Here is a 22,163-nt window from a genome sequence, read left to right as displayed (position 1 = left end):
CCGCGCCCGTGTTGACGTCCGAGGTCAACGGCTCAGGCGAGCAGGTCCGGTTCGCTGCGGCTGATGTCCTGCCACAGGGACTGGTAGTTGATCCACGCGACGAGGTCGCTGCCGAGCTGCTCGCGCGTCGCCACCGCCTGCTTGTGGCCGATGAGGATCGGCCGCCCTGCGGCCCGCGCGCTCAGCTGGACCTGGCAGGAGCGCTCCATCGTGAGGAACCACCAGGCGGCGGCGTCGACGGAGTCGCCGACGGTGAGCAGCCCGTGGTTGCGCAGGATGACGGCCTTGTGGTCGCCGAGCGCGGCGGCGATCCGCCGGCCCTCGTCCGAGTCCACGACGACGCCCGTGTAGCCGTCGTACAGCGCGTGGCTCTCGTAGAAGGCGCAGGACTCCTGCGTGATCGGGTCCAGGAGTTCGCCGAGTGTGGACAGGGCGCGGCCGTGCAGCGAGTGGCAGTGCGCGACGGCGACGACGTCGGGCCGCGCCAGGTGCGCCTGGGCGTGAACGGTGAAGGCGGCCTGATTGACGTGGTGGCGTCCCTCGACGACCTGCCCCTCCGCGTTGGCGAGGACCAGATCGCCCACGGTGACGTGCTTGAAGGGCATCCCGAAGGGGTTCACCCAGAAACAGTCCTCGTGTTCCGGGTCCCGCGCCGTGATGTGCCCGGACACCCCGTCCTCGTATCCGAGCCGTCCGAAGATCCGCAGCGCCCCGGCGAGCCGTTCCTTGCGGTAACGCCGTTCCTCCGCCAACGAGTCGTGCACCGGCGGCATCGCGAACTGCAACCGCTCGACGGGTATCGGTGTGGGCGCCTGCATGTGTCCTCCATCCCTGGCTGTACGGAGCGGAAGTTACCGCCGGTCAGCGCAGGAAGACAGGGGTGCCCTGTGAAGAGAGTGCGCAATCGGGGCGCGATGCCGGACAGAAATCGGTGCGTCATGCCGGACAGGAGGTGTCGGGTATCGGCGGGACACTCGCCGTATGACGACGAACTGGGCAGCCTTCAGCGCAGCAGAACCCACCTACGCGCGGACGGCCGAGGAGCGGTTCGGCCTGTTCACGCACCACACCCTCGCCACACTCCGCAAGGACGGATCACCACGCACGACCGGACTCGAAGTCCGCTTCCTGTACGGGGAGTTGTGGCTCGGCATGATGCCGAACTCGATGAAGGCGCTCGACCTGCTCCGCGATCCGCGCTTCTCGCTCCAGGCGAACCCGGGACCGGGCACGGAGATGGCCGGCGGCGACATCCGGATCTCCGGGCGGGCGATCAGGGCCGAGGATCCCGAGCTCATCGCGCGGTACACGGGCGAGGTGGACCCGCCGGACCCGGACGCGTTCCACCTCTTCCGCACGGAGCTGACGGAGGTGGTGCGGACGTACATCGAGGACGAGAAGTATCTGGCGGTGCAGCTGTGGAAGCCGGGTGCGCCGGCGCGGACGACCAGGCGGACCTGACGTACGCGAACGGCGCCGCCCACCTCGGTGGACGGCGCCGTATCAGCGCTGCGGGACGGGGGGTCCCGCCGGGAGGACTACTCCCACTCGATGGTGCCCGGCGGCTTGCTCGTCACGTCGAGGACGACGCGGTTGACGTCGGCGACCTCGTTCGTGATGCGCGTCGAGATCTTCGCGAGGACCTCGTACGGAAGGCGCGACCAGTCGGCGGTCATGGCGTCCTCGGACGAGACGGGCCGCAGCACGATCGGGTGGCCGTACGTCCGGCCGTCGCCCTGCACACCCACGCTGCGCACGTCCGCGAGCAGCACCACGGGGCACTGCCAGATCTCGCGGTCGAGACCGGCCGCGGTCAGCTCCTCACGGGCGATCGCGTCGGCCTCGCGGAGCAGGTCCAGACGCTCCTTGGTGACATCGCCGACGATGCGGATGCCAAGACCGGGGCCCGGGAAGGGCTGGCGCTGGACGATCTCCTCCGGCAGGCCGAGCTCCTGCCCGACCATCCGCACCTCGTCCTTGAAGAGCTGGCGCAGCGGCTCGATCAGCTGGAACTCGAGGTCCTCGGGGAGGCCGCCCACGTTGTGGTGGGACTTGATGTTGGCGGTGCCGGAGCCGCCGCCGGACTCGACGACGTCCGGGTAGAGCGTGCCCTGGACGAGGAACTCGACGGGCTGGTCACCGGGCGCCTCGGCGATGATCTCCGCCTGGGCCTGCTCGAAGACGCGGATGAACTCGCGTCCGATGATCTTCCGCTTCTGCTCGGGGTCGGAGACACCGGCAAGCGCGGTCAGGAAGCGCTCCTGCGCGTCGACGACCTTGAGCTGCACGCCCGTGGCCGCGACGAAGTCCTTCTCGACCTGCTCGGTCTCGCCCTTGCGCATCAGACCGTGGTCGACATACACGCAGGTCAGCTGCGAACCGATGGCCTTCTGCACGAGGGCGGCGGCCACGGCGGAGTCGACGCCGCCGGACAGGCCGCAGATCGCGCGCTTGGTGCCGACCTGCTCGCGGATCGCGGTGAGCTGCTCCTCGACGATGTTGCCGGTGGTCCAGTCGGGCTTCAGGCCCGCGCCCCGGTAGAGGAAGTGCTCGAGCACCTGCTGGCCGTGCGTGGAGTGCATGACCTCGGGGTGGTACTGCACGCCATACAGCTTCTTCTCGTCGTCCTCGAAGGCCGCGACCGGCACGACGTCCGTGGACGCGGTGACGGCGAAGCCCTCGGGCGCCGCGCTGCACGCGTCACCGTGCGACATCCACACGGACTGCTCGGAGGGGGTGCCCTCGAAGAGCGTCGAGCCGGGCTTGGAGACGGCCAGGGCCGTACGTCCGTACTCCCGCGCGCCCGTGTTGTCGACGGTGCCGCCGAGGGTGGTCGCCATCAGCTGGAAGCCGTAGCACATGCCGAAGACGGGGACACCGGCCTCGAACAGGGCGCGGTCGACGCTGGGCGCCTCGTCCGCGTACACCGACGAGGGGCCGCCGGAGAGGATGATCGCGGCGGGGTTCTTCGCGAGCATCTCGGAGACCGGCATGGTGCTCGGCACGATCTCGCTGTAGACCCGGGCCTCGCGGACGCGGCGGGCGATGAGCTGGGCGTACTGCGCTCCGAAGTCGACGACCAGAACGGTGTCGGGGGCGGCGGCAGCGGGGGACGCTGATGGCACGGCGGCGGCCTTCCGGCATTGAGCGTGAGCTTGCGCGTGAGCTGGGGCTCGTGCGTGAGCAGGGATCTGTTTTGTCGATTCTAACGGGCCCGCGGGCACCGCCTTCGTCGCATCCGACGGAGCCGGTGCCCGCGCACGTGGCTATGCGGTGCCCGCACGCGTGGCACTGCGGTGCCCGCGCACGTGGCGAGCCGGTGCCCGCGCAGGTGGCAGTGCGTCACGTCTCAGCATCCGAGCCGCGGCGGAACCCGTGTTGACCGGGCACGCGCGCCTGGGGGCATACTGTCCTCGTGACCAAGCACCTCAGCTTCCTCTTTACCTATGGCAACCGGCCCGCCGGCTGCCATGGTCGAGCTGCTTGATCCACTGACAAGCGACTTCCCAGGCGCCCCGGGCCGACAAGGCCCGGGGCGTTCTGTCATTTCCGGGCCTTGTCGCTCCGGGGCACTCCGTCCGAGATCCAGCGGGATCCACCGGGACCCACCGGGATCCCGGGATCCACATCCGATGAGGAGCCCCAGATGACCATCACCACGACCGACAAGACCGGCGCCCGCACCCCCGAGGCCGCCGACGTGATCGAGGGCGCGCGTGACCGCATCGACGCACTCGACGACCGCATCATCGGTCTCGTACAGGAACGGATGGCCGTGTCGGCCGTCATCCAGGAGGCCCGGATCGGTTCGGGCGGCCGTCGCGTCAATCTCTCGCGCGAGATGGAGGTACTCGGCCACTACAGGGACGCGCTCGGCAAGCCCGGTACGTCGCTCGCGATGACGCTCCTGGAGCTGTGCAGGGGCCGGGTCTGAAAGCTGTGCAGGGGCCGGGCTGACCCCCGGTACCGCCCTCGGTACCGCCCTCGGTACCGCCCTCGGTACCGCCCTCGGTGCCGCCCCCGGACCTGAGTTCGGGTCCGCTCTCACCCGTACGGCGCGTGACCGGGCGCGGAGCGGCTTCGTTGGTCCCGATGTCCGTGCCAGCCAGGGGCGGGCACGGAAAAACCACGCGTGGCTCCGCTGGAGCGATGAGGCGCACACTCCGTGTGTGCCGTGGGACCTCGCTCCAGAGACGTGACCGGACGGCAGGGGACAGCAGCCCGGTCACCCAGGGAACGGTCGGCTCCGGGGACGCCCGGAGCCGACCGGCCTTCCCCGTCCCTCGAACTGTCCCCCGAACCGTTCCCGACCGTCCCCCCGAACCGTCCCCCCGTTTCCTCGAAAAGGCCCGGCTGTCCCCGTTCGTCCGGATCATGTCGAACCGGTTGCGCGGGTCACGGCGCATCGAGCACGATGCGTAGCAGGACTGGCCGCACGTGCGGCAGTCCACAACTCCATTGCCATTGGTCGAGACCACTCGCGCGCCCCTCGTGCACCCCTCGTGCGCCGGGTCTGCCACCGGCGACCTCCAGACCCGCGGCGCACTCCCCCCTGCGCCGCTCCGCGGCACCGACGCTGCCCTGACGTCGGTGCTGACAGCCAAGGGCCCCGCGGATCCGTCCCGCGGGGCCCTTCGCTCCGTCACCCCGCTACCGCTTACCCGCCTCGGCCAGCTTCGCGAGCTGCGCGTCGACGATCGCGTCGGCCACCTTCGGGTCGGCCGTCACCCCGTCACGGAACTTCTCGGGCAGCCCGGCGGCCTCGCCCTCCTCGTCGGACTTGGCCGACTCCGGGTCGAAGACGTTCGAGGCACGGAAAGCCATCAGCGTCGAGCCGCTGCGTACGACCGTGACGCGGTCCCGGTCGAGGAACTCACCGGCACGGCTCGCGAGCTTGTACGAGACCGCTTCGTCGCCGCCGACCGGCGCGGGCTGCGGACGGACGCCGATGTAGCGGTGGCCGCCGTCGCCGAATGTGGCGCACTTCTTCGACTTCGTCGCCGTGCGCAGCGTGTCCATGGCGTTCTCGGCATCGGCCTGGCCGTACGCCAGCAGCACGACTTCCGTCGTGGTGGTCTCCGCGACATCGGTGCTGCTCAGCGTGCGGCTGACGTGAGCCTTCGACTTCGGCGGGGCGGCGGCCGTGAGCATCTCGGACAGCGGGCGGCACTCGGCCGGGTTCACGCGTCCCGCCGGCGGCACGCCCTTGCCCTTGGCCTCGCCGGACTCCTTCGCGACCTTGTACTTCTTCACGTCGCCCGAGGCGAGGGCCGCCTTCTCCAGCTTCGCCGTGGCAGAGGTCGTGTCCGCCCGTCCGGGCTTCTCGTCCTTGCCGTCGCCGCCACCGCCACTACCGCTGCACGCCGCCGTAAGGCCCAGCACCGCCACGGTCGAAACAGCCACCACGCCACGCGACACAGCCGACTTCACGTTCCCGCTCCCCCAATTTCGTCTCGCACAGTGCGGGGTCACCCGCTCATGCAGGGCCACCCGCTCATGCGGAGTCACCCGCACCCCTTCTACGACGGAAGATCGTTACGGGCGGTTCCCGCCACCGAATTCCGACACCAGTTCCCCACGCCGGTCCCGCTAGTGCCAGGTCCCGCTAGTGCCAGATCCAGAACCGGAACGGACTCAGGAACACGATCGCCAGCGCCATGCCGCCCACCACGATCACCACGCTCCACACCCGGCGGCTGCGCTCCGAACGCCCGCCGCGCCGCGGCCCGGTCGGCGCGGAACGCCACTCGTCCGGCCGCCACGCCCCGGCGGCACCCTCCCCCTTCGCCGCCTTGCGCTTCCTGCGCCTGCGACCCAACGCCCGTGACTCCGCGGCCTGTTGGCGCGCCGCCTCCTCGTCAAGACGCCGCAGCCTCTCGGCCACCATGCGCGCCCGCGCGGACGGCTCCTTCGGCGCCGAGGAACGGATGTCGCGCAGACTGTCGCGCTCGAACCGCTCCCACACGTCGTCCGGTATCGCGTCCGGCATCCCGCCCGGCTCCCCGTCCCGCATGCCGCCCGGTATCTCATCCGGCTCCGCCACGCCGCCCCCTCCCGCTGCCCCTCGCTCCCGGCGGATCACCGTAGAGCGGGGGAATTTCTACGGCACCCGGCGATGGACGCACAAGCTCTGTGATCCAAGCCACATAAGAATTCTGTGAGTTCCAGGACAACCATTCACAGCAGACGCAGGTCATGCATGCGTAACAACGGCCACACCCGCGTCCCCACCGCGGAGGCCTCCACCTCCGTAGCGCTCACCAGGTGCTACGCCGGACTACCTGAGGTCTTCATGAAGCTTCGCCGTGTCATGGCCGCCGCGGCCGCGACCGCTGCCATAGCCCCGATCGCGCTGCTGTCGGCCCCTGCCGCCTTCGCGACGCCGGACACCACTCCGTCTCCGACCGCGTCGGCCACCGACACGCCCACGCCGACCGAGACGGCCAAGCCCACCGAGACGGCGACCGAGACGGCCAAGCCCACGGAGACGGCCAAGCCGACCGAGACGGCGACGCCCACGGAGACGGCCAAGCCGACCGAGACGGGCAAGCCGACCGAGGAGCCCACCGAGACGGAAGAGCCGACCGACGAGCCGACCGCGGAGCCCACGGACTGCGCGGTCGACGACGACGGTGTGGACGACGACTCGAAGCTGGAGCTCGGCCTCTCGGGTCTGCCCGGCAAGATCGTCGCGGGCAGCGGCTGGCACCAGTTCAAGCTGACCGCCTCCAACCCGAGCGACGAGGACCTCGGCGAGGTCCAGTGGCTCGCCGCCGTGGACAACTTCACGGAGAGCGAGGACGAGAAGGACTGGCTCGCCAACTACGCGCAGATCCAGTACTTCAACCCCGACACCAAGGCCTGGGAGTCCATCGCGGACGAGGTCTCGGGCGGCCTCTACTTCGGCACCACCGAGCTGGGTGCCAAGGAGAAGGTCGACATCAAGCTGCGCGTCAACGTCAGCGCCAAGGCCCCGGCCGGTGACGGCTACGCACTCGGCCTCGGCGGCTACCTCGACTCCGAGCAGAACTGCGTGCACAACGCGTTCGCGTTCTACGAGTTCACGGTCCTGAAGGCCGGCAGCGACAACGAGAACCCGGGCAAGGCCGAGGAGAACAAGGGCGGCAAGAAGCCCGCCGGCGGCACGGCCCCCCAGGGCGGCGCCAAGGAGATCCCGACCACCGGCAACCTCGCCGAGACCGGCTCCAGCTCCATGCTGCCGACCATCGGCCTCGTCGGCGGCGTCGCCGTCATCGCCGGTGCGGGCGCGGTCTTCGTCGTCCGCCGCAAGAAGGCCGACGCCACCGCGTAAGCACGTACGCCGGCAACGGCAGCAAGCCTGCCGACGGCACGCCGCTCAGCGGCACCTGAAGCACGCGAAAGGACCTGCGCTCGGAGGGGGGCGCAGGTCCTTTCGCGTACGCGGCCGCGGTGGCCGCCCGGACTGCTTCTTGCCGGACTACTTCTTGCCGGACGCTTCTTGCGGGACTACTTCTTGGCCGGCACGGCGGGCATCCCCAGGAAGGGAAGCCTCAGCGCGCCGAACGCGCCCGCCGGTACCGCCGGGGACTTCGGCTCGACGGCGGCGAGACGTACGTACTCCATGCCCTGTGCGGGACGGGTGTCCTCGGCGCCCTTGTTGGGCCAGAACGACATCGCGCGCTCGGCCTGCGCGGTGATCGTCAGGGAGGGGTTCACGCCCAGGTTCGCGGAGACCGCGGCGCCGTCGACGACCGAGATGCCGGGGTGGCCGTAGAGGCGGTGGTAGGGGTCGATGACCCCGGTGTCGGCGCTGTCGCCGATCGGGCAGCCGCCCAGGAAGTGCGCGGTCAACGGGGTTCCCATCAGCTCGCCGACGTTCGACCCCGCGAAGCCGTTGATCTCCTTGGCGAGCAGCGTCGCCGCCTCGGTGGCCTCGGGGATCTGCGTCGGGTTGGGCGCGCCATGGCCCTGGCGTGCGGTCAGCAGACCCTTGCCGATGCCCTTCTCCTTGCGGTACGTGGTCAGGGAGTTGTCGAGCGTCTGCATGACGAGGCCGATGATGGTCCGCTCCGACCAGTGCCAGTTGGAGAGCGAACGGACCGTCAGCCACGGGTGCTTGGCGACATTGCCGAGCCAGCCCGCGACCCGCGCCGAGCCGCCCTTGATGCTGTACGGCACCTGAAGGACCGTCAGGCCGCCCATCGCGTTGGACTTCTTGCCGTAGCGGACCGGCTCGATGTGCGTGGAGTCGTTCGGGTGGATCGACGAGGTGATCGCGACGCCCTTGGTGAAGTCGGCCTTCTCGGCGCCGTGCTGCTTGCGGTAGCGACGGTCGGTGGTCTGCGCGCCCACCAGGCCCTCGGAGTTGGTGCGGGTCAGTGCGCCGAGCCGCCCCGAGATGCGCGGCAGCATCCCGGTGTCCTTCATGCGGTGCAGGAGCGTCTGCGTGCCGTAGGTGCCCGCCGCGACGACGACCCTGCGCGCGGTGAACGTGCGTCCCTTGCGCTTGGCGTCGGTGGGCAGGGTGGCGACGGCGTACCCGCCCCGTGAGTCCTCGGTGACGGTGACGACGGACGTCATCGGGTGGATGACGGCGCCCGCCTTCTCCGCCAGGTAGAGGTAGTTCTCGTTGAGAGTGTTCTTCGCGCCGTGCCGACAGCCCGTCATGCACTCGCCGCACTCGGTGCAGGCCTTGCGCGAGGGACCCGCGCCCCCGAAGTAGGGGTCGGGAACTTCCGTGCCGGGCGTGGCCGTTGACGTACCCGAGGCGTCCTGCTCGTCGCCGAAGAAGACGCCGACCGGCGCCATGTGGAAGCTGTCGCCCACTCCCATGGCCTGGGCGGTCGCCTTCAGGTGGACGTCGGACGGCGTCGTGGTCGGGTTGAGCCGCACCCCGAGCATGCGCTTGGCCTGCTCGTAGTAGGGGGCGAGCTCGTTCTGCCAGTCCGTGATGTCCTTCCACTGCGGGTCGTTGAAGAACGGCGCGGGGGGTACGTAGAGCGTGTTCGCGTAGTTCAGCGAACCTCCGCCGACACCCGCCCCCGCGAGCACCATCACGTTGCCCAGCAGGTGGATGCGCTGGATGCCGTAGAGGCCGAGGGCCGGCGCCCAGAGGTAGTTCTTGAGGTCCCAGGAGTTCTTCGGGAGCGACTCACGGGTGAAGCGGCGCCCCGCTTCGAGCACGCCGACGCGGTAACCCTTCTCCGTCAGACGCAGGGCGGAGACGGAGCCGCCGAAGCCGGACCCGACGACGATGACGTCGTAGTCGTACGACGCGTCGTCGTACCCTCCCGCCTCACTGTCCGACTGTTTCTGGACAGAGCTCTCCTGTGACATTGACTCTCCTCGTTGAGAACTGACCCCTAGAGAACGGCTTTTGAGATGCCTAGCGCAGGCGCAGCGACTTCATGACCTTCAGGCTCAGGCTCATGAACGCCGCGTACTTCTCGTCGTCCATGCCGAAGGACGGCGCGAGCGGCATGAGGCGCTGGTGCGCGACGGTCTGCGCCTCGGTGTACTTCAGGATGCCCTCGGAGCCGTGCCTGCGGCCGAGGCCCGAGTCCTTCATGCCGCCCATCGGCGACTGCACGCTGCCGTAGGCGGGCGCGAAGCCCTCGTTCACGTTGACCGTGCCGGTGCGCAGGCGGGCCGCGATCTTGCGGCCGCGGCTGCCGTCCTTCGTCCAGACCGAGGAATTCAGGCCGTACGACGTGGAGTTGGCGAGCTCGACCGCTTCGTTCTCGTCGGTGAAGCGGTAGACGGAGACGACGGGCCCGAAGGTCTCCTCGCCGCACACCGCCATCGGGGACTCGACGCCGTCCAGGATCGTCGGCTCGAAGAAGAACGGGCCGATGTCGGGACGGGCGACGCCGCCCGCGATCAGCGTGGCGCCCTTGGCGACCGCCTCGTCGACGTGCCGCTTGGTGGTCTCCAGCTGCCGCTCGCCGACCAGCGAGCCCATCTCCGCGCCGTACGCGAGGGACTTGCCGAGCCGCATCGCCTTCGTCCGCGCCGCGAAGCGCTCCACGAACTCGTCCGCGATCGACTCATGGACGTACAGCCGCTCGATGGAGATGCACAGCTGCCCCGCGGACGAGAAGCAGGCGCGCACGGCACCCGCCGCGGCCTTGTCGATGTCGGCGTCGTGCAGCACCAGCATGGCGTTCTTGCCGCCGAGTTCGAGCGAGACTCCGACGAGCCGGCCCGCGGCGCCCTGCGCGACCTCGCGGCCGACGCGGGTGGAGCCGGTGAAGGAGACGTAGTCGGCGTGCTTGACGATCTCGGGTCCGACGACAGGACCCTCGCCGAGAACCACCTGGAAGACCTCGGCGGGCAGCCCGGCCTCGATGATGAGATCGCGGGCCCACAGGGCGGTCAGGCAGGTCTCGGTGTCGGGCTTCATCACCAGCGCGTTGCCCGCGACGAGCGCGGGAAGGGCGTCGCCGATGGACAGCTCGAGGGGGTAGTTCCAGGGCGCGATCTGGCCGACCACGCCGCGCGGCTGACGGTTCTCGGTGACCTTCGTGAGGGTCGGTACGACGCCGGTGTGCCGCTTGGGGTTCAGATACGCGGGGGCCTTGCGGCCGTAGTGCCGGGCGGCGACGGCGACGGCCTGCAGCTCCTCGTGCGCGTGCAGGCGCGCCTTGCCGGTCTCCAGCTGGATGAGGTCGAGGACCTCCGCCTGACGCTGGAGCACCAGGTCGTGGAAGCGGAGCAGGATCGCGGCGCGGCGGCGGACCGGGGTGCGCTCCCAGGCGACCTGGGCCACGCGGGCGCGCTCGAAGGCGGTGGCCACGTCCTCGGGGGTGGACTCGGGCAGGTCGGCCAGCTTCTCACCGGTGAACGGCTGGTGGTTGGCGGTCCGGCCCGTGCCGATCACATCCCGGGTGAGCTGCGCGATCAGCTCGGGAGTCACCACGTCGGCGGCGGTGCGCGCGCCTTCGGGGGCGGTGGCTATCGGGTTCGTTCCGAGGGGCGCTGCGGTGGCCTGCGAGTCCGTCATGGAGGTGAGCGTAGGCCCAGGTCAGGGATTTGGGTACCCGTCGGTAATCAGCTTTCACCGGGCGCACACACCGTGCCAGCGATCGCTGGCGGTAAAGCGCCTGATCAGGGGCTTAGCCGGAGTTGATCAACAACGGGTCACCAATTCGGACTGCACTCGCGGAACAGGCCCGCGTCAGGGGTTCGCGATCTCCAGCTCGGCGATCGCGGTCTTGGCGACCTCACGGCCGCGCTCGACGAAGTCGCCCTTGCTCGGGTAGTCGATCGCGAGCTTGTACATGTCGCCGGACTTGGCGGCCTTGTAGTAGAAGACCTTGGCCTCGCGCGGCTTCAGGCTCTCCGAGTCCGAATCATCGACGTAGGTGATCGTGTTCTCGGCGGACTCCCGGTCCTTGTACGACGTCTTCGCCGTACTGCTCCGGGGAGCGGGATCCTCGGCCATGTCGGTGTCGTCGCCGTTCTCGACGCCGTCGCTGTCGCTGTACGCCTGCGCGGCCGCGGACCCCGCCATCTCGCCGGCGCTGTCCTCGGACTTCTTCGCGAGGGACAGAGTGATCGAGATGGCGGTGCTCGGGTCGGTGTACCTGACCCAGTGTTCCGTCGCGACGGTGCCGTCCGGCGCGGACTTCACATAGTCCGGCGGCGCCGCCAGCGTCGCGCCCAGCGCCTTCTCCTCGTGCTGCTTCCAGCTGTCCGCCTCGGCCGCCGCGAACGGGTTCATGACCACCAGGACGCCTGCGACCACGGCCGCCACGACCACCGCGCCGATGCCCATGAGCCCCTTGCGGCCGATGGTGACGCCCTTGCCGCCCGAGGCTCCGCCCCCGCCGACCTGGACGACCCGCGTCGGCGCCACCTCCGGCGGCTTCGCCGCTTCCTCCAGGAGGGCGCGGACCTGTGCCGCGCGCGGGCGCTGGGCCGGGTCCTTGGCCAGGAGCCCGTTGATCGCCTGCGCCAGCGGGCCCGAGGCCGAAGCCGGTGCCGCGGGCGTCGCGTTCAGGACGGACTGCAGCGTCGCGGGGGTGTTGTTGCGGCGGAACGGCGAGACGCCCTCCGTCGCGGCGTAGAGGACCACGCCGAGCGACCAGAGGTCGGAGGCCGGGCCGGGGCGCTGGCCCAACACCCGCTCCGGGGCGATGAACTCGGGCGAACCGACGAAGCCGCCCGTGTCCGTCAGGTTCGTCTCGCCCTCGATCTGGGCGATGCCGAAGTCCGTGAGGATGACGCGGTCGTGCTGCCCCAGCATCACGTTGTCCGGCTTCACGTCACGGTGCAGGATGCCCGCCTGGTGGGCGGCGTCCAGGGCGCCGAGCACCTCCAGGCCGACGCGGGCCGCCTCGCGGGCGCCTAGGGTGCCCTCCTGGAGCGCGGCACCGAGCGAGCGCCCCTGGACCAGCTCCATGACGATCCACGGCTGGCCGTCCTCGACCGCCACGTCGTGGACGTTGACCACGGCCGGGTGGTCGAGGCGGGCCGCGGCGCGCGCCTCGCGGCGCATCCGCTCGAAGACGTTGGTGCGCTCGCGCTCGGGCAGGTGGTCGGGGATGCGGGGTTCCTTGACCGCGACGTCGCGGTCCACCGTCTCGTCCTTCGCGCGCCAGACCGTGCCCATGCCGCCGTGGCCGAGCTTGGAGAGGAGGCGGTAGCGGCCCGCGATCAGGCGGCCCGCGCCCGGGTCCGGCTCGGACGGCTGGTTCGGCACCACCTGGGTGGGCTGGGCGTAGGGCGACGGGGGCGGCGTCGGCGCGGCGGGCTGCTGCGGGTGCGACAGCTGCGTGTGCGCCTGCTGCTGGTGCGGCGGCTGCGACTGCTGCTGGTGCGGCTGCTGGTGGTGCGGCTGCTGCTGGGCGTACGGGTTGCCGTCCTGACCTTGCTGCCCGCCTTGCCCCGGTACGGACGACTGCGGCGGCTGCAGTCCGAAACTGGTCGGTTCGTACGGGCCGTGGTTGGCTCCCCCGTCATTACTCATGCCCACATCAGTACCTTGCCGAAGGCCCCCGCTTCCACTCGGGTCACCGACTTGTGACAGGGGTGATGCGCCGGGCCGGGCCTCCGCGGCGTACGACATGGACTCAGCGGCGTACGAACGAGTCCACCGCGGTGTCGAAATACCGCCTGCCCTGCTCGGCCTTGCCGACCGGCGCCGAGACCCACACGTCGTACATCCGGCCGCCCTCCTCCCAGCACAGGTCATACGTGTGCCGTGCGCCCTCCGCCTCCGTGAAGCCGTCCCAGCTGAACTGCCACAGGGCCGCGGGCCGTCCGTTGTGCGAGGTCTCGCTGACCTCGCCGTCCCGGTAACCGGGGTTGTTCTCCGGCCCCTTGGCGGCGGAGCGGCGCTGCACGGCGAGCGGGCCGCCCGGCTCCGGAGCCGACTCCTTGATGCCGATGCGGTAGGTGCCGCCGGGCGATTTGTAGAAGGTGCGGGGCCCGTCAAGCTCGCGCGTGAAGCCGTCCGGCACGGCGAGCGTGAAGCCCCGGGGGTCCTTCGCCACGCGGTAGCCCTCGGGGGCCTCGGGCGTTGAGGGCTTCGGTGTGCGGGAGCCGCGCGTGACCGTCACCGTCGGGGTCGGCGAAGGCGACGGGCTCGGCTTCCCCGTCTGCCCGGTCTGCGAACTCTGCGAGGCCGGCGTCGACGGCGTACCGCCCTTCCCGTCGTCGTCCCTGCCCAGCAGGACGGCGGCGGACACCCCGGCCCCGGCCACCGCGGCCACCAGCGCGGCGGCGATCAGCATGACCCTGCGCCGGCCCCGGGAAGGCCCTGCCGGGTGCGCGGGCGGACGAGTGGGCAGGTCACGGTAGGTGGGCGTGTAGCCGCCGAGCCGCCCGCCCGGCAGCGCCGAAGGCTGACCGCCGGCCCGGCCCGCCGGTGTCGACGGCATCCGCCCCGTCTCGACGTACGTCCGCAGCAGCCGCACCGCCTCCGCCGCCCCGAGCCGTCGGTCCGGGTCGCGTTCGAGGAGGCCGAGGATGACGGGCAGCAGCGGTGCGGCGGCCGGCGGCGGGCGGATCTCGTCGAAGACGACGGCGTGCAGCACGCCGCCGATCGAGTCGCGCCGGAAGGGCGACTCGCCGGTCAGCGCGGCGACGAGGAGCGCGCCGAGCGACCAGAGGTCGGACTCGGGCCCTGTCCGCTCGCCCGACATCCGCTCGGGTGCGGTGTATTCGGGCGAGCCCACGAACGACCCGATCTCCGTGAGCGTCGTCGCCCCGCTGACCTGCGCGATGCCGAAGTCGGTGAGGACGACGCGTCCGGTCGCCTCCTCCATGAGGACGTTCGCGGGCTTGATGTCGCGGTGCAGGACCCCGGCGGCGTGCGCGACGCTCAGCGCGCCAAGGAGATCGATGCCCATCCGGGCCACCGCCCGCGCGTTCATCGGACCCGAACGCGCGATCCGCCCGGCGAGCGAACCGCCCTCGATCAACTCCATGACGATGTACGGGTGGTCGCTCTGCACGACGACGTCGTGGACGACGATGATGTGCGGATGTCTGAGCTGCGCCGCCGCCCGCGCCTCGCGCAGGGTGCGTTCGCGCTGCTGCATCGCGTCTGATTCGGAGAGCGTGTCGTCGAGCGCCAGTTCCTTGACGGCGACCCGGCGGCCGAGGAACTGATCGGTGGCCTGCCAGACGACGCCCATGCCACCCCTGCCGAGCCGCGCATCCAGGCGGTAACGGCCAGCTATGACCCGGGCGTTGTCCCCCACGCTCCCCATGCGGCCATCATGCCCCACACGTGTGCGAACGGACCCTCCGGACCTGGGCGGCGGACTGGTTCAGGCCGCTCGTCCCAGCCACCCCGGCCGCGGGCGATGGCATTCAGCGCTCCCGCCAGCCACGGAGTATCGCGTCGAACTGCTGGCGCGCCTTGTTCCAGTCGGCGGCGGGGGACGACATGTAAATCACGTACTCGACGCCGTCACGGCCGAGATAAGACTGTGAGATGGCGCGGCGCGGGCCCGCGGTCGTGTCGTTCGCCCCCGCCTTCCAGCTGAACTCCCAGAGCGCGCCCGTCCGGTCGCGGTAGGTGTTCTGGTCGAGCTGCAGCCGCTTGTAGTCGGGCAGCTTGACCTTCAGGTTCCTCTCCAGGTCCAGCTGGTGCGTGTAGGGGCTCTCCCACGTCGTGTTGCGGTCGATGCTGATGCGTACGAAGTGCCGTCCGTGGTCCGGGGTGTAGTCGATCTGATTGCCGTCGGCCTCGCGCTCCCAGCCCTTGGGCAGCCTGAGCTTGAAGCCCTCGGCGTCCTCCACCAACGGCCAGTCCTTGGGTATGCCGCCGACCGCCTTGCCCGGCGCTCCGTCACTGGACTGCTCCGTACGGCCGTCGTCGCCGTCCGCGTAGTACAGGTAGCCCGCGGTTCCGCCGCCGAGCAGCACGGCCGCGGCGATCACCGCGACGATCGCGGTCCGCATGCGGCGCTTCGGAGGGTGACTCGGGGACTGGTGGGGCTGATGTGACTGGTGGATGCCGTGGACGACGGTGCCGGAGTGGTGGGGTGCGGAGTTGGGGCCGGTGCCGTTTCCTGTCCCGCTGTTCCCGTGGACGACGGTGCCGGGCTCCACCGAGTGGTGGCCGTACTGCGGTGTGTGCTGGTGCCGGGTCTGCGCTTGGGGCGAGGGCTGCGGCTGTTGCCGCTGTTGCTGTTGCTGCTGGGACGTGGAGTGGATCTGCGTCGGCACGTACGCCTGCCCCGCGCTCGGCTGTCGCCCTTCCGCCGCCTCGGCGAGCATCAGCTCGGCCTCTTCCGCGGTCGGCCGGGTGTCCGGGTCCTTGCGGAGGAGCGCGCTGATGACAGGGGCGAGCACCCCCGCGTACTCGGGCGGCGCGGGCTCCTCCGTGACCACGGCCTGCATGGTGCCCAGCGGGGACGTGCGCCGGAACGGGGAGTTCCCCTCGACCGCCGTGTACAGCGTGGCGCCGAGCGCCCACAGGTCGGACGCGGGGCCCGGGTTGGCGCCGCTGACACGCTCGGGCGCCAGATAGTCGACGGAGCCGACGACCTCGCCGGTCCGCGTGATCGTCGAGTCCCCCTCGATCGCGGCGATCCCGAAGTCGGTGAGCAGAATGCGCCGGTCGTCCGACAGGAGTACGTTGCCGGGCTTGACGTCACGGTGCAGGACCCCGGCCGCGTGCGCCGCGCGCAGGGCCTTCAGGGTCCACAGGCCGATGCGGGCGGCCTCGGTGGGCTCGATGCGGCCCTGCTCCTTGACGGCGTCCGCGAGTGAACGGCCCTCGACCAGCTCCATCACGATCCAGGGCCGGTCGTCGTACTCGAGGACGTCGTGGACGGTGACGACCGCGGGGTGGTTGATCCGGGCCGCGGCCCGCGCCTCCGCGTGCGTACGCGCGAAAAGGACCGCGCGGTCGGCCTCCTGCACGAACTGCGCGGCCGTCAGCTCCTTGACGGCGACGACCCGGTGCAGCACCTCGTCCCGCGCGCGCCACACCCGTCCCATGCCACCGCGCCCGATGGACTCTCCGAGCCGGTAGCGGCCCGCGAGGAGCAGGCCCTGCATCTGATTCACGATCCCCCGCAATGGTTCTGACATGGCCCAGGTTAGGGAGCCGGTGGCGTGCGGGGAACCTCCGGGGGTGCTCGGAGACCTCACTGTGACGCGTGACGCAACGACACCGAGCCGCTCCCGCGGCCGAGAAGCTCCGCGAAACGTCGATCAGGAACGGTCAAATACCGTGCCCGACGCATCACATGATGACTGATGGGGGTGGGAAACCGGTCAACGGTTCAATCAGTGACCTGATAGGTCGCCGAGGCCTGCTCATAGAACCGGTCCACTTCGTCCCGCTCCGCCTCAGGTCCTCGGATCTGCACGACGTGGTACTTCCCGCCGACGATCATCGCGAGATTGCGTACGAAGATTTCGCCGCCGTCCGGGCCGCTCCAGGTGAACTGCCCCTCGCCCATGACCCGTCCGCCCACATCGATCCTGCGCATCCCGGAGGACACCGCCCAGGTCGAGTCGCGGAACGGCTGAAGCTCGCGCTCGTGCTCGCGCTGGTACTTCATGGGGTCGCTGCCGTACTCGTCCGTGCCGTCCCGCCCCGGCACGACGATCAGCTCGAAGTCGCCCTGCGTGTAAAGCACCTGCCCCCGCCCGTTCTTGGGCCGGCGGTCCCAGCCGCTCGCGACGGCGACCCGGAAGCCCTCGGCGTCCTTGCGGAGCGTGAACCCCTTCGGCAGCGCGGGTCCGCTGGTCTGCGGCTCCTGCGAGTCGGGGCTCCTCTCCGGCTTCTCGCTCGGTTTGTCGCTGGGCTTGTCGGACTTGCCGTCCTCGCTGGGCCGGGCGCTGGAGCCGCTGCCGGGGCCGGGCCCCTGGCTGGTGCCGGGGTCACCGGCGGATCCGGCACGCTCGCTGCCCTTGTTCTCCCCCGACTTGGGCATGAAGGCCACGGCGTACGCGATCGCCGCGACGAGCCCGACCAGGATGAGCAGGAGCAGGAGGCGCCCCAGGGAGCGCGGCTGGCCCGTCCCGCTCCGCTTGGGCGCGCGTGCGCGTGGGGGTGCGGGTGCCCGCGGGGGTGCGGGTGCGGACGCGAAAGCCGAGGCGGACGCGGCGGCTGCGGGCCTAGCCTCCCGCCCTCGCTTGGGCTGCTTCGACTGCTTGGACTGCTTGGGCTGCTTGTGCTTGTGACGGCCGTTCTGACGGGAGTTCGGCGTGGGGGCGGTGGCGGCGGGCGCGGGGGCGCGTCGCTTCCTTCGACGTACGAGAACACCGCGACGGCGTACGACAGGCAGCCGCCTGGCGTCGAACGGCGGCGCGGGCACGACGTTCGCACCGGCTTCCGGCTCGGGCGCCGAGCGGACCAGCGACCGCAGCCAGCCGTTCAGCTCCTCGAAGTCGAGCCGCTCGGTGGGGTCCTGGCGCAGCAACGACTCGACGACGGGCCGGAGCGGACCGCACTCCTCCGCGAAGGCGGGCGGCTCGGCGCATACCAGCTGGACGAGCTCGAAGGTGCTCTCCTCGGGGTAGGGCGCGTGCCCTTGCACAGCGCGGAACAGCAACGCGCCGAGCGCCCAGAGGTCGGTGGCGGGTCCGATGGGCGGGGCAAGCTGCCAGTTCTCGTGCACGGGCCCGGCCTGCTCGGGCGCCCACCGCTCGGTGACGGCCCCGACCACGGTCATGCGCGCGTGCCGGGCCCGCTCGGCGGCAAGAGCGGTGGCGGGCCCACGCCGGGCCCCGCTCCGCTCGGCGACGAGGGCGTCCCAGTAGCTGTGGCCGGACGAGGAGGGGGGCGGGGTGGGGGCCGAGGTGGGGTCGGCTTCCGGGGTGGAGTCCGGGCCGCCTCGGCTGAGTGCGGAGCCCGGTGCGTCGTGACGCGACGGGGAACCCGGGGCGCCGTAGCCAGAGCCTTGGCCTTCGTAGGCAGCGCTCTGTACTTCGTAGCCGGCACCAACGCCCTGACCGCCACGGCCACTCGCAGGGCCTAGCTCACCTCGGTCGGCGCCTCGGTCCGTGCCTCGGTCGGCGCCTCGACCGGTGTCTCGGTCGGCCCTGCCTCCGTCGTTCCCCCCGGCGAACCCGCCGGCAGGCCCACCGAAGCCTCCTCCGCCGACGCCCCCAACACCCCCAACACTCTTGCCCGCACCGGCACTCGACGCCCCCGCGCCGCCGCCCCTCGGCACGGCCCCGTGCCACTGCTTCGTACCGCCGACGCCATACGGATCCAGGATCCTCCCGGCGACCTCGGCCTCACCACTGGTCCCGCCGCTCCCCCTGCTCCCGCTGCGGCTTTCGCTGCCGCTCCCGCCCTCCGCGCCGTACCTACGCGGCCCTTCGTCGTCGTACGCCTCGTACCCCTCGTACCCCTCACGCGCCCCGAACGACCCGCCGCCCCTGGGCCCCGGCAGCTCCGCGCCCCTCGACGCCGGGCCCCGCCGCCCCTCGTCCTCGCTCACCCGCGCCGCGGCCCGTGCCCCGGCGCGATACGCGGCTATGGCGTTGGACCGTGTCGCCCGTACATCGCCCCCGGGCTCAGCGGCCGGGGCGGCCTCGATCGCGGCATGCCCACGCGAACGATCGCTCTCATCGACCTCATAGGCCCCGTCAGGCTCACCCTCATCGGGGTCCGGGTCGGCCCCGGCACCATCCCCGGCACCACCCCCAGCCCCACCCTCAAAACCCGCGAAGAACTCCTCGGGCCGAGGGTCGTACCCGCACAGCGCCTCTTCCGCCGCGCCGGCCGCGAGGCCCGTGAGGACCACCCGGCCGTCGTCGCAGACCAGGACCGTGCGGGCGGTGATGTTCCGGTGGACCCAGCCGTGCGCGTGCAGCACCCGCAGCGCCGTCACCACGTCCGAGGCGATCTCCGCCGCCCGATACGGGCTCAGCGGCCGGTCCGCGAGCAGCGCGGCCAGCGGCCTCGCCGCGACCAACTCGCTGACTATCCACAGCGAACCGCCCTCGGCGAACACGTCGAAGACCTGGTCGAGCCGCGGATGGTCGGGAATCTGCGCGGCGGCCTGCGCCGCCTCTATCGCGCGCCGCACCGCCGGATCCGACGGCCTGCGCGTCGTGCGCGCCGACGGCCGCCGCACCGCACCCGCGCTCACGAACCCCGCCGGAAGCTCCCCCTCCGGGAGGTCCCGCTCATCGAGCTCAAGCACCTCCGCGTCGACGACCTCAGGCAACGGCACCTGCCTGACCAGGACTTCCTGGCCGCTGTACGTGTCGAAGGCGCGCGTCTCGGCGAGTTCGTACTCATCCGCAGGAGGCAGCGGCAGGCGATAGCGGTCGGCGAGTACCCGCCCCGCGTATTCGTCCACGACGCCTCCCCCGTCCGCCCGGTGGTCAATTCCGTTCGTCTAACGCCTTGTTGCGGCTGCGTACGGTCCGCAGTCACTCACGATACGTGCCGGAGGCAAACCACATTGAGGGGATGCGAGATCTCGCCGAGACCCTTGGCTACTTCTTCGGCTTGAACGACTTCGTGAAGGTCTGCCACGCGTCCTTGCGCTCGTCGCTGCCCCACTTGCCGTCCTTGGCCGTGTACATCATTCCGTAGCCCAGGTGGTCGTTGACGACGAAGCCACGGTCTATCGAGCGGTACTTCGTGCCGCCTTCGACGTACGTGAACTCCCAGTCGGCCGTGTTCCAGCCACGGAAGTCGACCTTCTCTATCCGGATCCGCTTGTACTGCGACCGGACCATGTACGACTCCTGGCTCTTCCAGTCGCTCACGGGGTCGGACTTCGGGGTGGGGGTCCAGCCGATCAGCAGCTTCTGCCCGTTCGGACCGGTGAAGCGCGCGCCCGCGGCAGCCGTGGACTGGTACTTCCAGCCCTTGGGCAGGCCCACCGAGAAGCCCTGGGAGTGCTTGTACGTCGACTCGGCACCGTCGCCCGGCTCCTTGCCGGGGTCGTTGCCGCTGCCTTCGCCGCTGTCGTCCGGATCCTTGCTCTCGTCCGCGCCCGGGTCCGCCCCCGAGCCCGTGCCCTTGTCCGCGTCGCCCTTGCCCTTCTCGGCGCCGTCGTCCTGCCCGGCGCCCTCGTCCTTCTCCTTGTCCTTCTCGCCGCTGCCCGCGGTGGCCCCGCTGGACGCGGCCTTGTCCCCGCCGTTCTTGCTGTCCTGCCCGCCGTTCTCGTCCCCGCCGTTCAGCGCGAAGGCCAGCACGGTCCCGAGCACCGCGAGCACGAGGGCCACCGAGATGATCACGAGTGTGCGCCGCGGCACCACGTCGGTGAGCGAGGCCTTGGGAGGCGTCGCACGCGGCGGCGTCGCGGGAACCGGCGGAGTGGCAGGAGCGGAAGGAGAGGCAGCGGTAGCAGAACCAGACACAGCAGAACCAGCGGCCGCTCCAGCCGCCCCGGAACGCGACGGCTTCTCCGCCACCGCACCAGAAGCGGAGCCAGACCCAGCCCCAGCCCCAGAACCGGAACCTGAACCTGAACCTGAATTGGAGTCGGAGGGTGAAGCAGAGCCGGAAGCATCCGTCCCGGCACCCGTGCCCGCACCCGCCCCAGCGCCCCGCGCGGTAGCCGCAGCCGCGGCCTTCCGCACCGACCGGAGCGCACCCTTCAGCCGCTCGGCGGCCTCCTCGCCCTTGCGGCCACCGGAGTCCACGGAGGATGCAGCGGTCTCGGAGGTCCCGGCGGCCTCAGAGGTGGCCGCAGCACCAGCGGCACCCGCGGCGCCGCCACCGGCCGCACCCGCCCCGGCCGCACGGCCGACGCCTCCCTTGGCCTTGCCCTTGCCCTTGTCCTTGGCCTTGTCCTTGCCGAACCGCTTCCCCAAGGTCGGCGGCACCGGAGGCAACGGCACGACCTTCGTCGCGTCGACCGGCTCCGGCTCGTCCTTGACCTCGGGCGCGTGAATCACGTCGAGCAGGAGCGCCCGCGCCCCCGTGTCGTCCAGCCGCTGCTCGGGGTCCTTGGCCAGCAGGCCGTAGATGACCTTCTCCAACGGACCCGCGTTCGTCGGCTGTTCGACGTCCTCGGTCATCACCGCGGTGAGGGTCGCGATCGCCGACCCCTTGTCGTACGGAGGAACGCCTTCCACCGCCGCGTACAGCAGCCCGCCGAGCGACCACAGGTCGGCCGCCGGACCCGGCTTGTGCCCTCGTGCACGCTCCGGCGAGATGTACGAAGGCGCGCCGACGAGCATGCCGGTGGACGTGATCGACGGGTCGCCCTCGACCTGCGCGATGCCGAAGTCCGTGAGGACGACCCGGCCGTCCTCGGCGATCAGCACGTTCGACGGCTTCACGTCGCGGTGCAAAATGCCCTCGCGGTGCGCCGAGCGCAGCACGTCGAGCACCGCGAGCCCGACCTCGGCCGCGCGCCTCGGCGTGAGCAGCCCGTCCTCGCGAATGGCCTCGGCAAGGGACTTGCCCTCGACCAGCTCCATCACGATCCACGGCCGGTCGTCCTCGTCGACCACGTCGTACACGGTGACCGCACTGGTGTTGCGGATCCGCGCGATCGCCTTGGCCTCACGCAACGTACGCGTGATGAGCCGGCGCTTCTCGTCCTCGTCGATGCTCGAGGGAAAGCGCAGCTCCTTCACCGCGACGGTCCGGCCGAGTGTCTCGTCCTTGGCGCGCCAGACGGTTCCCATTCCGCCGCGGCCGAGCACTTCTCCCAGCCGGTAACGCCCGGAGAGGAGACGTTCGCTCTTGTCCTGACGGGACTGACCCGCCTGCTCCGCGTCCGACATGCGTCCCC

At 70.9% G+C, this 22,163-nt stretch carries 14 protein-coding genes; 3 read left to right on the top strand and 11 right to left on the bottom strand.

The features are described from left to right. Positions 1-32: 32 nt before the first annotated feature. Complete coding sequence (locus ABZ833_RS31735) at positions 33-818, bottom strand: class II aldolase/adducin family protein (protein WP_361053677.1); 786 nt, start codon at positions 816-818, stop codon at positions 33-35. A gap of 163 nt (positions 819-981) precedes the next feature. Here ABZ833_RS31735 and ABZ833_RS31730 point away from each other — a divergent pair, with 163 nt between their 5' ends. Then, entirely contained in the window at positions 982-1,461 is a 480-nt protein-coding gene (locus ABZ833_RS31730; RefSeq protein WP_361053675.1) for a pyridoxamine 5'-phosphate oxidase family protein, read from the top strand. Positions 1,462-1,538: 77 nt separating this feature from the next. Here the strand turns inward: ABZ833_RS31730 and guaA are convergent, their stop codons facing one another. Continuing rightward, entirely contained in the window at positions 1,539-3,125 is a 1,587-nt protein-coding gene (gene guaA, locus ABZ833_RS31725; protein WP_361053672.1) for a glutamine-hydrolyzing GMP synthase, read from the bottom strand. A 521-nt stretch (positions 3,126-3,646) separates the two neighbouring features. On the opposite strand from guaA, the gene ABZ833_RS31720 reads away from it, so the two are divergent. Next, on the top strand, positions 3,647-3,934 hold the full coding sequence (locus ABZ833_RS31720) for a chorismate mutase (RefSeq protein ID WP_249588282.1): 288 nt from the start codon (positions 3,647-3,649) through the stop codon (positions 3,932-3,934). 716 nt (positions 3,935-4,650) lie between these two features. Here the strand turns inward: ABZ833_RS31720 and ABZ833_RS31715 are convergent. After that, on the bottom strand, positions 4,651-5,403 hold the full coding sequence (locus ABZ833_RS31715; RefSeq protein ID WP_361053669.1) for a hypothetical protein: 753 nt from the start codon (positions 5,401-5,403) through the stop codon (positions 4,651-4,653). A gap of 202 nt (positions 5,404-5,605) precedes the next feature. Continuing rightward, positions 5,606-6,043 carry a hypothetical protein gene (locus tag ABZ833_RS31710; protein WP_361053666.1) on the bottom strand — a complete coding sequence of 146 codons (438 nt, stop codon included), beginning with the start codon at positions 6,041-6,043 and terminating at the stop codon, positions 5,606-5,608. Between the two features lie 249 nt (positions 6,044-6,292). On the opposite strand from ABZ833_RS31710, the gene ABZ833_RS31705 reads away from it, so the two are divergent. Further along, positions 6,293-7,312, top strand: a complete 1,020-nt coding sequence (locus ABZ833_RS31705) for an LPXTG cell wall anchor domain-containing protein (RefSeq protein WP_361053663.1) — start codon at positions 6,293-6,295, stop codon at positions 7,310-7,312. Positions 7,313-7,488: 176 nt separating this feature from the next. Here the strand turns inward: ABZ833_RS31705 and ABZ833_RS31700 are convergent, their stop codons facing one another. From ABZ833_RS31700 to ABZ833_RS31670, 7 genes are all read right to left on the bottom strand, one after another. Beyond that, positions 7,489-9,318 (bottom strand): GMC family oxidoreductase, encoded by a 1,830-nt coding sequence (locus tag ABZ833_RS31700; protein WP_361053660.1) that lies wholly within the window; start codon positions 9,316-9,318, stop codon positions 7,489-7,491. 49 nt (positions 9,319-9,367) lie between these two features. Continuing rightward, positions 9,368-10,984, bottom strand: a complete 1,617-nt coding sequence (locus ABZ833_RS31695; protein WP_361053657.1) for a succinic semialdehyde dehydrogenase — start codon at positions 10,982-10,984, stop codon at positions 9,368-9,370. A gap of 174 nt (positions 10,985-11,158) precedes the next feature. Then, entirely contained in the window at positions 11,159-12,952 is a 1,794-nt protein-coding gene (locus ABZ833_RS31690; protein ID WP_361053654.1) for a serine/threonine-protein kinase, read from the bottom strand. A gap of 103 nt (positions 12,953-13,055) precedes the next feature. Then, on the bottom strand, positions 13,056-14,699 hold the full coding sequence (locus ABZ833_RS31685) for a serine/threonine-protein kinase (protein ID WP_361053651.1): 1,644 nt from the start codon (positions 14,697-14,699) through the stop codon (positions 13,056-13,058). 103 nt (positions 14,700-14,802) lie between these two features. After that, the gene (locus ABZ833_RS31680; RefSeq protein ID WP_361054123.1) at positions 14,803-16,500 is read right to left on the bottom strand and encodes a serine/threonine-protein kinase; all 1,698 of its coding nucleotides are present in this window, start codon (positions 16,498-16,500) and stop codon (positions 14,803-14,805) included. 227 nt (positions 16,501-16,727) lie between these two features. Further along, the gene (locus ABZ833_RS31675; RefSeq protein ID WP_361053648.1) at positions 16,728-19,766 is read right to left on the bottom strand and encodes a protein kinase; all 3,039 of its coding nucleotides are present in this window, start codon (positions 19,764-19,766) and stop codon (positions 16,728-16,730) included. A 139-nt stretch (positions 19,767-19,905) separates the two neighbouring features. Further along, positions 19,906-22,155 (bottom strand): protein kinase, encoded by a 2,250-nt coding sequence (locus tag ABZ833_RS31670; RefSeq protein ID WP_361053645.1) that lies wholly within the window; start codon positions 22,153-22,155, stop codon positions 19,906-19,908. Between the last annotated feature and the right edge of the window lie 8 nt (positions 22,156-22,163).

The organism is Streptomyces sp. NPDC047525 (genome assembly GCF_040643025.1).
GTDB classification, from domain to species: domain Bacteria; phylum Actinomycetota; class Actinomycetes; order Streptomycetales; family Streptomycetaceae; genus Streptomyces; species Streptomyces durmitorensis.
This window is presented reverse-complemented; position numbering and strand designations above follow the sequence as displayed.

Excerpts from the sequence above, each read along its gene's own strand:
- ABZ833_RS31695 (WP_361053657.1), bottom strand. The coding sequence starts at position 10,984 with ATGACGGACTCGCAGGCCACCGCAGCGCCCCTCGGAACGAACCCGATA.
- ABZ833_RS31685 (WP_361053651.1), bottom strand. The coding sequence starts at position 14,699 with ATGGGGAGCGTGGGGGACAACGCCCGGGTCATAGCTGGCCGTTACCGC.
- ABZ833_RS31730 (WP_361053675.1), top strand. The coding sequence starts at position 982 with ATGACGACGAACTGGGCAGCCTTCAGCGCAGCAGAACCCACCTACGCG.
- ABZ833_RS31735 (WP_361053677.1), bottom strand. The coding sequence starts at position 818 with ATGCAGGCGCCCACACCGATACCCGTCGAGCGGTTGCAGTTCGCGATG.
- ABZ833_RS31680 (WP_361054123.1), bottom strand. The coding sequence starts at position 16,500 with ATGCAGGGCCTGCTCCTCGCGGGCCGCTACCGGCTCGGAGAGTCCATC.
- ABZ833_RS31720 (WP_249588282.1), top strand. The coding sequence starts at position 3,647 with ATGACCATCACCACGACCGACAAGACCGGCGCCCGCACCCCCGAGGCC.
- ABZ833_RS31690 (WP_361053654.1), bottom strand. The coding sequence starts at position 12,952 with ATGAGTAATGACGGGGGAGCCAACCACGGCCCGTACGAACCGACCAGT.
- ABZ833_RS31705 (WP_361053663.1), top strand. The coding sequence starts at position 6,293 with ATGAAGCTTCGCCGTGTCATGGCCGCCGCGGCCGCGACCGCTGCCATA.
- ABZ833_RS31700 (WP_361053660.1), bottom strand. The coding sequence starts at position 9,318 with ATGTCACAGGAGAGCTCTGTCCAGAAACAGTCGGACAGTGAGGCGGGA.
- ABZ833_RS31670 (WP_361053645.1), bottom strand. The coding sequence starts at position 22,155 with ATGTCGGACGCGGAGCAGGCGGGTCAGTCCCGTCAGGACAAGAGCGAA.